14 protein-coding genes are annotated in these 11,181 nt (G+C 59.4%); 10 read left to right on the top strand and 4 right to left on the bottom strand.

Going from position 1 to position 11,181, the window contains the following annotated elements; translation table 11 throughout:
• The 7 genes from Q7C33_RS21385 to Q7C33_RS21355 all read left to right on the top strand — a co-directional run.
• The coding region (locus tag Q7C33_RS21385) for an NAD(P)(+) transhydrogenase (Re/Si-specific) subunit beta (RefSeq protein ID WP_407683040.1) at positions 1-257 on the top strand (257 nt) is incomplete at its 5' end.
• A gap of 199 nt (positions 258-456) precedes the next feature.
• On the top strand, positions 457-1,950 hold the full coding sequence (locus tag Q7C33_RS21380; protein WP_407684117.1) for an acetyl-CoA hydrolase/transferase family protein: 1,494 nt from the start codon (positions 457-459) through the stop codon (positions 1,948-1,950).
• A 319-nt stretch (positions 1,951-2,269) separates the two neighbouring features.
• Positions 2,270-2,485, top strand: a complete 216-nt coding sequence (locus Q7C33_RS21375) for a DUF1127 domain-containing protein (protein ID WP_003187014.1) — start codon at positions 2,270-2,272, stop codon at positions 2,483-2,485.
• 320 nt (positions 2,486-2,805) lie between these two features.
• Complete coding sequence (locus tag Q7C33_RS21370; RefSeq protein ID WP_198798161.1) at positions 2,806-3,123, top strand: DUF2388 domain-containing protein; 318 nt, start codon at positions 2,806-2,808, stop codon at positions 3,121-3,123.
• Between the two features lie 106 nt (positions 3,124-3,229).
• On the top strand, positions 3,230-3,535 hold the full coding sequence (locus Q7C33_RS21365; RefSeq protein WP_030139187.1) for a DUF2388 domain-containing protein: 306 nt from the start codon (positions 3,230-3,232) through the stop codon (positions 3,533-3,535).
• A gap of 26 nt (positions 3,536-3,561) precedes the next feature.
• Positions 3,562-3,882, top strand: coding sequence for a DUF2388 domain-containing protein (locus tag Q7C33_RS21360; protein WP_003187020.1), 321 nt, complete (start codon positions 3,562-3,564; stop codon positions 3,880-3,882).
• A complete protein-coding gene (locus Q7C33_RS21355) occupies positions 3,879-5,840 on the top strand; it encodes a DUF7844 domain-containing protein (protein WP_030139186.1) in 1,962 nt (653 codons plus the stop codon). The genes Q7C33_RS21360 and Q7C33_RS21355 overlap by 4 nt, the downstream gene beginning before the upstream one ends.
• Before the next feature lie 83 nt (positions 5,841-5,923).
• On the opposite strand, the gene trpA is transcribed toward Q7C33_RS21355, so the two are convergent.
• Together trpA and trpB are read right to left on the bottom strand one after the other, a co-directional pair.
• Entirely contained in the window at positions 5,924-6,736 is an 813-nt protein-coding gene (gene trpA / locus Q7C33_RS21350) for a tryptophan synthase subunit alpha (RefSeq protein ID WP_258648638.1), read from the bottom strand.
• Complete coding sequence (gene trpB / locus Q7C33_RS21345; protein WP_249876691.1) at positions 6,736-7,968, bottom strand: tryptophan synthase subunit beta; 1,233 nt, start codon at positions 7,966-7,968, stop codon at positions 6,736-6,738. Before trpB ends, trpA begins: the two co-directional genes overlap by 1 nt.
• A gap of 111 nt (positions 7,969-8,079) precedes the next feature.
• On the opposite strand from trpB, the gene Q7C33_RS21340 reads away from it, so the two are divergent.
• Positions 8,080-8,973: a LysR family transcriptional regulator gene (locus Q7C33_RS21340; RefSeq protein WP_030139183.1), complete on the top strand. Its 894-nt coding sequence runs from the start codon at positions 8,080-8,082 to the stop codon at positions 8,971-8,973.
• Here Q7C33_RS21340 and Q7C33_RS21335 read toward each other — a convergent pair.
• On the bottom strand, positions 8,970-9,296 hold the full coding sequence (locus tag Q7C33_RS21335) for a DUF883 family protein (RefSeq protein ID WP_030139182.1): 327 nt from the start codon (positions 9,294-9,296) through the stop codon (positions 8,970-8,972). The two genes, Q7C33_RS21340 and Q7C33_RS21335, sit on opposite strands and share 4 nt — an antisense overlap.
• Before the next feature lie 156 nt (positions 9,297-9,452).
• On the opposite strand from Q7C33_RS21335, the gene Q7C33_RS21330 reads away from it, so the two are divergent.
• Complete coding sequence (locus tag Q7C33_RS21330) at positions 9,453-9,668, top strand: dodecin (RefSeq protein ID WP_003177209.1); 216 nt, start codon at positions 9,453-9,455, stop codon at positions 9,666-9,668.
• 113 nt (positions 9,669-9,781) lie between these two features.
• The gene (locus Q7C33_RS21325) at positions 9,782-10,003 is read left to right on the top strand and encodes a DUF1161 domain-containing protein (RefSeq protein ID WP_030139181.1); all 222 of its coding nucleotides are present in this window, start codon (positions 9,782-9,784) and stop codon (positions 10,001-10,003) included.
• Between the two features lie 51 nt (positions 10,004-10,054).
• On the opposite strand, the gene Q7C33_RS21320 is transcribed toward Q7C33_RS21325, so the two are convergent.
• Complete coding sequence (locus Q7C33_RS21320; protein ID WP_198798165.1) at positions 10,055-11,056, bottom strand: LLM class flavin-dependent oxidoreductase; 1,002 nt, start codon at positions 11,054-11,056, stop codon at positions 10,055-10,057.
• Positions 11,057-11,181: the final 125 nt, after the last annotated feature.

Below are 11,181 nucleotides of genomic sequence, written 5' to 3'. Positions count from 1 at the left end.
TCGGCCAGGCCGACGTGGTACTCGTCCTGGGCGCCAACGACGTGGTCAACCCGGCGGCGAAGAACGATCCGAAGTCGCCGATTGCCGGCATGCCGATCCTCGAAGCCTTCAAGGCCAAGACCATCATCGTCAACAAGCGCTCGATGGCCAGCGGTTATGCCGGCCTGGATAACGAGCTGTTCTATCTCGACAAGACCATGATGGTCTTCGGCGACGCCAAGAAGGTCATTGAAGACATGGTCAAAGCCGTGGAATAAGTTACTGTGGTTTTTATCAAAACGCCCCGACTTGTCGGGGCGTTTTGATTTGTATCAAGGCAAAACATTACCGATCCGGTAACAATGTTTTGCCTGAAACGCCCGTAATAGACGCCTTAAATGCGACTTTTGTAGCGGGTCGGGCTCGACGCGAATTCTCTAGACTGCGCATCCAGCTTCTTGCCCGAGATAACCATCCATGTACCGTGATCGCATCCGCCTGCCTTCGTTGTTGAATAAAGTGATGAGCGCTGCCGAAGCAGCCTTGCTGATTGAAGACGGCATGACCGTCGGCATGAGCGGCTTTACCCGCGCCGGAGAAGCGAAGGCAGTGCCTCATGCACTGGCTGAACGCGCGAAGGTCACTTCGCTGAAAATAAGCCTGATGACCGGCGCAAGCCTGGGCAACGATCTCGATAAGGAGCTCACCGAAGCGGGTGTGTTGGCGCGGCGCATGCCCTTCCAGGTGGACAGTACCCTGCGCAAGGCCATCAATGCCGGCGAGGTGATGTTCATTGACCAGCATCTTTCAGAAACCGTTGAACAGATGCGCAACGCCCAGCTCAAGCTGCCGGACATCGCCGTGATCGAAGCCGTGGCCATCACTGAACAAGGCCATATTGTGCCAACCACATCGGTAGGCAATTCGGCGAGCTTCGCGATTTTCGCCCGGCAAGTAATTGTCGAGATCAACCTGGCCCACAACCCTAACCTGGAAGGCCTGCACGACATCTATATACCGAGCTACCGTCCGACTCGCTTGCCGATTCCCCTGGTAAAGGTCGACGACCGAATCGGCAGCACTGCCATCCCGATTCCTCCGGAAAAAATCGCAGCAATTGTCATAACCCAGCAGGCAGATTCCCCTTCGACCGTATTGCCTCCGGATGATGACACCCAGGCGATTGCCAACCACCTGATCGACTTCTTCAAACAGGAAGTCGCGGCCGGACGCATGACCAACAAGCTCGGCCCCCTGCAGGCAGGTATCGGTAATATCGCCAACGCCGTGATGTGTGGGTTGATCGACTCCCCGTTCGAAGACTTGACCATGTACTCCGAGGTATTGCAGGACTCCACGTTCGACCTGATCGATGCCGGCAAACTGAGTTTCGCTTCTGGCAGCTCCATCACCCTGTCGGCTCGACGCAACGCGGACGTGTTCGGAAATCTGGAAAGGTACAAGGACAAATTGGTCCTGCGGCCGCAGGAAATATCCAACCATCCTGAGGTCGTGCGCCGCCTCGGCATCATTGGCATCAACACCGCGCTGGAGTTCGACCTGTATGGCAACGTCAACTCTACCCATGTGTGCGGCACACGGATGATGAACGGTATCGGCGGCTCGGGTGATTTCGCCCGTAATGCCCACCTGGCCATTTTTGTCACCAAGTCGATTGCAAAGGGAGGCGCCATCTCCAGTGTCGTGCCGATGGTCAGCCACGTGGACCATACCGAGCATGACGTCGACATCCTGGTGACCGAAATCGGCCTGGCCGACCTGCGGGGCCTGGCGCCAAGGGAGCGGGCCCGAGTGGTCATCGACAATTGCGTGCACCCAGCCTACCGCCAAGCGTTGAATGACTATTTCGAAGCCGCGTGTGCCTTGGGTGGGCATACCCCGCATATCCTGCGTGATGCACTGAGCTGGCACCTGAACCTTGAGGAGACGGGGCGCATGTTGGCTGTCTGATACAGCTGGATCAGTGCAGTCATGAATACAGTTTTGGTTGCAGCTTGCCATCCGAGCCATAAACGAAAAAAACTGTACTGCTGTACCGGTGTTTTCTTACAGTCTTTTCCTACAAAACACCCGCCCAAGCGTAAAAACGCACCAATATAGCGCGTACAGGTACAGTTGCCTCAATATCGACCAGTACACCGCTCTTTAACAGTTAACTGGTCTCTCACAATACAAGTGAACTGTATCTAGAGAGACTGGCCAAACGGGAGGATCATGGGCACCAGTCAAACCACTACCTAATCCCGCCACAAGCGGAAGGATGTCAACCATGGAACGTACACTCAGTTCCGAGCTGTTTTTCGAAGACAAAGCTGAAAAAAACCAGGCTTCCCTGCCTCTTCGCGTTATTGCCAACCTGATGTTGTGGCAGCGCCGCATTGCCAGCCGTCACCAACTGGCTCGTTTGGATTCGCGCCTGCTGGCTGATGCCGGTATCAGCGAAGCACAACGCTACGAAGAGCTGAGCAAGCCGTTCTGGCGCTAACTCAGCGTCGCTGGCCCTGACCCACCGGGTCCACCGCCAGCACTGAATTGAACAAACAAGACCCGTCGTGGGAAACCACGACGGGTCTTGTCGTTTCAGGGTCCTGATTTACAAGACAGCAACAGTTTTTATATTTTTAAAATCGACCAGTACAGTTCCAAGTAAGCGCTTGACGCTGAAGCGCCGCACGCTAAAGGACATTGCAAAGCTGCCAGCGAACCGTGTTCTGTCCTAATATCGAGGCGAACGTGGCGAAGCGAGCCAGTCTCCCCTTTCAGCTACATGCACCTGCATCACCCTCATACCCAAGGAGTCTCATCATGATCCGTCTTCGCCTGCTCAGCGCAGTTGCCCTGTTGGCCGTAGCCGCCCATTCCAATGCCAGCAGCTTTATCGTCACCACTGACTCCATCGTAGGTGCGCTCAAGGCCACATCCGACGTAACCTCCGATGCCACCTCATCGCTGCGAGACAACAAAATCGTCCAGGCCGCCCGAGATGACGCGGCAAGCTTCGTCGCCAGCAACGGCGCGATTCGCGGTGTGAAGCTGGAAAGCGCCCTCGATTACATCCGCCAGCAGGCACCGCAGCTCAACGCAACCGATGCACAGCTGGCCCAGGCCATCCTGGTCATCTGATGGAACATGAAACATCGGGCGCCAAAAGGTGCTCCGATGTTTCAACGCTGGCTCTGGCACGCCGGTTTGCGCTAGCCTTCAGGCTCGCCATCAACCGTCGAGTCCCATGCGTTTTTACCAACATTTGTTCGTCTCGTTCTGTGTCGCTTCTTGCTGGACTGTCCCGGCCCATGCTTTCGACGTGTCCACCCAGCAATTGGTCGCCAGCGGTTATGCCACGAGCCTGGTGACCTCCGCGCCCTTCGACAATAAACTGGTCGCTGCCGCTCGCGATGACGCTGCGGCATTTGTGGCCAGTGACGGACAGTTGCGAAGTGCGCAGTTGGAGTCGGCCCTGGATTACCTGCGCCGGACCCAACCAAAACTTCACGTCAGCGACCTTGAACTGGCACAAGCAATTCTCGTCCAATAGTTATCTTCATTTTCCGGAGTCGTTCCATGCGTAGCCCGCTGATTGCTGCCGCCCTAGGCCTGCTGGTGTTGGCCGATGTGGCCCAGGCACATACCCTGGTAGCCACCAGTAACATCATTGTTCGCGCCTCCCAGCGCACGATCGATTTCACATCCGACACCACTACTTCCATCCGTGATTCGAAAATCGTCCGAGAAGCCCACGACGACGCGGCCAGCTTCGTCGCCAGCAACGGCGAAATTCGTGGTGCTCATCTCGAAGCCGCTTTCGACACTTTGCGTACCCGGGTACCGGAAGCCCGTGACGCCAGCGACCAGGTTCTCGCCGAAGCCATCCTCGCATTGTGAGGCGGCTCGCCGCCTGGCTGACGGCTGGGGTCATGCTGCTCATGGGCAGCAATGCCCAGGCCGGCCTGCAGCTACACCTCAATGGCGACGGGCTGAGCCCGGCGCAACAGCAGGCCAGCCAGGCGCTGCTCGATGAAGCCATGCAGGCCTTGCCGCCGCGCTTCATCGAGCGACTGGACCGGCGCATCGACGTCGGCTGGACCGACCAGATGCCCGCCAATGCCTACGGCCAGGCTTCGCTGGTGTCGCAACTGGATCTCAACCGAAACCTGCTGGACAGCCTCACCGACGGCAGCGCTGCCACGCAAAAGACCCAGCGTCCCCATGGCACGGTACGGCGGGAAATGCTCGCCACCGTCCTGCACGAATTGACCCATATCTATGACCGCTCGCGCCTATGGCCAAGTGCCGAGCGTGCGCTGATCCAACGCTGTACCCGACGCAACGACAGTGCCGGATTGATCGGCCTCCCGGATGAATGCCGGGGCCAGAATGGCCGTCGCTTCACGCTCAGCGATGATCCGCGCCTGCTTGATCTCGCGGGCTGGCCGCAATATGTCGGCCGGCGCGGTGAACGGGAACAGCACAACCGCCAGGTCGCCCGCAGCCCGGACCTCTACGAGACGAGCAGCCCCAAGGAATTCGTCGCGGTCAACATGGAGTACTTTCTCCTGGACCCGAGCTATGCCTGTCGGCGCCCCGCCCTGTATCGCTACTACCAGGAGCACTTCGGTTGGGCGCCGGCCGCCAAGGACAGCTGCGCCAAGTCGTTTGCGTTTCTCAACGCCGGCAACGATTTCGCCAAGACGCCTCTCGGCAAGGTGGATCCGGAACGCGTCTATGCCATCGACTACCTATTGGCCGAAGCCAACCAGAACTGGGTCAGCCGTTGGGGCCACAGCATGCTCCGGCTGGTGATCTGCGCGCCGGGCCGCCCACGCGGGCCGGACTGTCGATTGGATCTGGACCAACATCTGGTGCTGTCGTACCGCGCCTTCGTAGGCGACGTGCAACTGTCGAGTTGGGATGGACTGGTAGGCAAATACCCGTCGCGCCTGTTCGTACTGCCGTTGGCCCAGGTGATCGACGAGTACACCAAGACCGAACTGCGCAGCCTTGCGTCGGTGCCCCTCAAGCTGTCGCGTGTCGAGATCGAGGAAACGGTCGAGCATGCTGCTGAAATGCATTGGAGCTATGACGGCAACTATTACTTCCTGTCCAATAATTGTGCGGTGGAGAGCCTGAAGCTACTGCGCAGCGGCAGTAATAATGAACAACTCAAGGGCCTGGACAGCATCATGCCCAACGGTTTGCTGGAAGTGCTCAAGGGCCGTGGCCTGGCCGACACAAGTGTGCTGGACGATCCCAAGGAGGCCTTGCGTCTGGGTTACCGTTTCGACTCGTTCCGCGAGCGCTACCAGGCCATGTTCGACGTATTGAAAAAACGTCTACCCATCCGGCAACAAACCGTCGAAGACTGGCTCGCGCTGGACGCCGCCGAACGCCGCGTCTGGTTCGAGCAAGCCGATCTGCGCACCAGCGCTGCGTTGCTCCTGCTGGAACAGGCCAGCTTTCGTCGACAGTTGCTGCTGGCCCAGGATGAAGTCAAGCAGCGCTATCTCGGGGCCCGTGAACTTCAGAACGGCGGCATGGAGAGGGCTAACGCGACATTGCAACAGATCCTCGCCAACAGCGGCTTCCTGAGCCGTCCGGCCGAACTGCTGGGCAGCACTGGCTATGGCTTGCCACAGCCCAGCGAATGGCAGCGACTGGAATCGGAAAGCAGCCTGCGCCAGAAACAGCTTCAAACGCTGACCGGCGACCTGGACAAGGAAGTCCGCGCCCTGCTTGAGCCGAGCCGCGCCGCTGAAATTGCCGCGAGCGAGGCCAATGTGAAAGAAATCGGCGAACATTTGCGCAAGCTGCACAAGGCTGGAGGCGGCTTGGAGTTGCCCTGACCGCCGCATCTTCAAGCAATAAAAAAAGGGGCTCGGAAGCAAATTCCGAACCCCTTTTTCGTTACTGAAAGCCGAATCGGGTATCAGCTGAGACGCGCCTTGCGCACCCCATCAGCCAGAGCGGCACATAAGCTCAGCACCCCGTCGATCGCCTGTTCCGACGTATCGGCGCTGGCGATATGGTCGATCAGCGCAGAGCCGACCACTACCCCGTCAGCCAACCGCGCAATAGCCGCCGCCTGCTCCGGCGTGCGGATACCGAAACCGATGCTGATCGGCAAATCGGTATGTCGACGCAGACGCGCAACAGCTTCCTCCACATGTTCCAGCGTCGCGGCGCCGGCGCCGGTCACACCTGCTACCGACACGTAGTAGACGAAGCCGGAACTGCCGTTAAGCACAGTGGGCAGACGCACATCATCCGTGGTTGGTGTGGTCAGGCGGATAAAGTCCAGGCCAGCTGCCTGGGCCGGCTCGCACAGTTCGCTGTTGTGCTCAGGCGGCATGTCCACGACGATCAGGCCATCCACGCCGCAATCCAACGCTTCGCCGATGAAACGCTGCACCCCATAACGGTGGATCGGGTTGAAGTAACCCATCAGCACCAGCGGCGTCTCGGCATTGTCCTTACGGAACTCACGAACCATCTGCAGGGTTTTCGCCAGGTTCTGCTGGGCTCCCAGGGCGCGGATGTTCGCCAACTGGATCGCTGGGCCGTCGGCCATTGGATCAGTGAATGGCATGCCCAACTCGATGACATCGGCGCCTGCGCCAGGCAAGCCCTTGAGGATCGCCAGCGAGGTGTCGTAGTCCGGGTCGCCGGCCGTGACGAAAGTCACCAGGGCGGCACGGTTCTGTTCCTTGAGTTCGGCAAAACGGGTTTGCAGGCGGCTCATCAGTGTTTCTCCTGCTGGGACTGTTCCATGTGGTGCATCACGGTTTGCATGTCTTTATCGCCACGACCAGACAGGTTGACCACCATCAGGTGATCCTTGGGCAGGTTCGGCGCGCGCTTGAACACTTCGGCCAAGGCATGGGCGCTTTCCAGGGCAGGAATAATCCCTTCCAGGCGGCAGCATTTATGGAACGCTTCCAACGCTTCCGCGTCGGTGACCGAGGTGTATTGGACGCGGCCAATGTCATGCAACCACGCGTGTTCAGGGCCGATGCCGGGGTAATCGAGGCCGGCGGAGATCGAATGAGCGTCGATGATCTGGCCGTCTTCATCCTGCAACAGGAAGGTACGGTTACCGTGCAATACGCCTGGGACGCCGCCGTTCAGGCTCGCCGCGTGCTTGCCGGTTTCGATGCCGTAGCCCGCCGCTTCGACGCCAATGATTTCGACGCTCTTGTCATCCAGGAACGGATGGAATAGGCCCATGGCGTTGGAGCCACCACCGATGCACGCCACCAGGCTGTCCGGCAGGCGACCTTCCTGGGCTTGCAACTGATCGCGGGTTTCCTTGCCGATCACGGCTTGGAAATCGCGGACCATCGCTGGATAAGGGTGCGGCCCGGCCACGGTGCCGATCAGGTAGAACGTACTGTCGACATTCGTCACCCAGTCGCGTAGCGCTTCGTTCATCGCATCCTTGAGGGTACCGGTACCGGCGACCACCGGGATGACCTCGGCACCGAGCAGCTTCATGCGAAACACGTTGGCCTGCTGGCGTTCGATGTCGGTGGTGCCCATGTAGATAACGCAGTCCAGGCCGAAACGAGCCGCCACAGTGGCTGTCGCCACCCCGTGCATGCCGGCGCCGGTCTCGGCGATGATGCGTTTCTTGCCCATGCGCCGCGCCAGCAGGATCTGGCCGATGCAGTTGTTGATCTTGTGCGCGCCGGTGTGGTTCAGCTCTTCGCGCTTGAGATAGATTTTTGCGCCGCCACAGTATTCAGTCAGGCGTTCGGCAAAATACAGCGGGCTGGGACGACCGACATAATCCCGTTGGAAGTAGGCCAATTCCTCAATGAACGCAGGATCTTCCTTCGCCACTTCGTATTCACGGGCCAGATCAAGGATCAGCGGCATCAGCGTTTCCGCGACATAGCGGCCGCCGAACGCGCCAAACAGGCCGTTGGCATCAGGACCGCTGCGCAGGTTGAAGGGGGTCGTAGACTGGGTCATCGGGCGCTCCAGGCAAATGCGTAGAAAGACAATGAGGTCACTCTACCCCTGACATCCCGCCCTGAAAACCGATAAGATCGCCGCAACCTGTCAGGAAAACTCACAGATACCATGAGCCGCGACCTGCCCCCCCTCAACGCCTTGCGTGCCTTCGAAGCCACAGCTCGCCTGAACAGCGTAAGCCAGGCGGCAGAACAGCTCCACGTCACCCACGGTGCCGTCAGTCGTCAATTGAAGGCGCTGGAAGAACACTTGGGTGTCAGCTTGTTCAGCAAGGAGGGGCGAGGCCTGAAACTCACAGATGCAGGCGCGCGTCTGCGCGACGCCAGCACCGAAGCGTTCGAGCGCCTGCGCACCGTTTGCGCCGAACTGACGCAAAGCACGGCGGACGCCCCGTTCGTGCTGGGCTGTTCGGGAAGCTTGTTGGCGCGTTGGTTCATTCCTCGACTCGGCAGGTTGAATGCCGATCTGCCGGACCTGCGCCTGCACCTCTCAGCCGGCGAAGGCGACCTCGACCCGAGACGCCCGGGTCTGGATGCCCTGCTGGTATTCGCCGAACCGCCCTGGCCGGCCGACATGCAAGTATATGAACTGACCAGCGAGCGGATCGGCCCGGTGATCAGCCCGCGCTATGCCGAATTCACCCGTTTGTGCAACGCACCCGCCAGCGAATTGCTGGGCGAGCCGCTCTTGCACACAACCTCCCGCCCCCAGGCCTGGCCAATTTGGGCACGACAAAACGCCCTTGGACCCCAGGCGTTGAAATTCGGGCAAGGTTTCGAGCATTTGTATTATTTACTGGAAGCGGCCGTGGCCGGGCTCGGCGTGGCAATTGCCCCCGAGCCGCTGGTCGCAGAGGACCTGCGTGCCGGTCGCCTGGTCGCGCCGTGGGGTTTCAGTGAAACCTCGGCGCGGCTGGCGTTGTGGCTGCCCAAGCGCGCCGCGGACGGGCGCGCCCGGCAATTGGCGCAATGGCTCAGGCAAGAGCTGAACCCATCGAACTAGTCACCGCGCTTGCACAACAAGTAAGCGGCCAGCAGACCCAGCGCGCCAACTGCAACGCCGGCCGTGGTCCAAGGGTGTTCCTGAGCGTAGTCGCGCGTGGCGATCCCGGTTTCACGGGTTTTCACCTTGACCTCTTCATACGCATCGCTGAGCAGATGCCGGGAATGTTTCAGCGCATTTTCGGCGTTTGCCTTGAGCGACTTGAGGGTCCTACGCGACTCGTCCGACGCGTCGTCCTTCAGGCTTTCCAACGACTTGAGCAGACTCTCGATCTCCGCTTCCATGCTTTGCAACGAGGCTTTGCGTAACGAAGTGCTGGCCATGGTGGCTCTCTCCTGCAGTGGTTGAGTAGCGTGTGTGGATTGGGACTGCGGCCGTTTGGGAAAGTGCAGTAAATCTGAACTTTCCGAGCGTAAACGGCGCCACATGTAAGGCGAAAAATCGCTGCTAGGCTGTTACAGACAACCAAGGAGAACGTCATGAGTGATCACCACACGTACAAGAAAGTCGAGCTGGTCGGCTCGTCTCCCACCAGCATTGAAGACGCCATCAACAATGCCTTGGCCGAGGCCAGCAAAAGCCTCAAGCACCTGGAATGGTTTGAGGTCACCGAGACCCGCGGCCATATCGAAAATGGCCGGGCCGCGCACTTCCAGGTCACCATCAAGGTCGGATTCCGGATCGCCAATAGCTGAGCGCTTTGAACTTGCACACTGGCGGAGTGCCATAGGGAATGGCGATGCGCTATGGTTGGTGCGTCGCGCCTTTGCGATACCTCTCTATTTGATCCGACCAAGGAGTGCGAGCGATGAAGAAGTGGATGGTGGCCCTGGGTTTGCTGAGCCTTGCGGGTACCGCCTTTGCGGCCGGCAAACCGTGCGAAGAGCTGAAAAGCGAAATCGCGGCGAAGCTTGATGCCAAAGGTGTGTCGGGTTACACGCTGGAAATTGTCGAGAAAGGCGCAGCGGCGGACGGAAAAGTCGTCGGCACCTGTGAGGGCGGTTCGAAGGAAATCGTCTACAAGAAATAATTGCTGAATATCAAAGCCGACGCACCGCGTCGGCTTTTTTATGGCCGCGATTCAGCCTTTCATGACCTGCGCCAGCAGTTCATACGAGTGCAGGCGGTCAGCGTGTTCATACAGGTCGCTGGTGAAAATCAACTCATCGGCCTGAGTTTGCTCGATCAACACCTCCAACTTGGCGCGGATTTTCTGCGGGCTGCCAATCATGGCCAGGCCGAGGAAGTCGCCTACCGCTTCCTTTTCATGGGGCAACCACAGGCCATTCATGGTTTCCACTGGCGGGCGCTGCACCAGGCTCTGGCCGCGCATCAACGCCAGGATCCGCTGGTACACCGACGTCGCCAGGTAATCGGCTTGTTCGTCGGTATCCGCTGCGACCAGCGGTACGCCAAGCATGACGTAAGGCTTGTCCAGTACCGCCGACGGCTTGAAGTGGTTGCGATAGACACGAATCGCCTCATGCATGAAGCGCGGTGCGAAATGGGAGGCGAATGCGTAGGGCAAACCGCGTTCTCCCGCCAGTTGTGCACTGAACAGACTGGAACCCAACAGCCACACCGGTACATTCGTTCCCGTGCCGGGCATGGCGATGATGCGTTGGTCCGGGGTTCGCGGGCCGAGATAACGCATCAGTTCGGCCACGTCATCAGGGAAATCATCGGCGCTGCCGGAGCGCTCGCGACGAAGGGCGCGTGCAGTCATCTGGTCCGAACCAGGCGCCCTGCCCAACCCGAGGTCGATCCGGCCCGGAAACAGGCTTTCCAGCGTGCCGAACTGTTCGGCGATCACCAACGGCGCGTGGTTCGGCAGCATGACCCCGCCGGAACCGACGCGGATGGTCGACGTGCCTCCCGCCAGGTAGCCCAGCAGAACCGCCGTCGCGGAGCTGGCGATGCCGTCCATGTTGTGGTGCTCGGCCACCCAGAAGCGGGTGTAGCCATACTTTTCCACGTGCTGCGCCAGATCCAGGGAGTTGCGCAAGGACTGGGCGGCATTGCCATCGGCACGGACGGGTACCAGGTCGAGGGTTGAAAACTTCACTTCGGACAGCTGTTTCATGGGCCGGCATCTCCAACGGCGTACGAACTTTCCTATGGGCGAAAGCCTGCCGTTTCTCTAGGTGTGTCCTAAGAATGTGGGCATATACCCGAGTTTCAATAGTAGCGAAGAATTTTCCTACTAAA

The organism is Pseudomonas sp. BP11-1-1 (assembly GCF_052112105.1).
GTDB lineage: Bacteria > Pseudomonadota > Gammaproteobacteria > Pseudomonadales > Pseudomonadaceae > Aquipseudomonas > Aquipseudomonas alvandae.
This window is presented reverse-complemented; position numbering and strand designations above follow the sequence as displayed.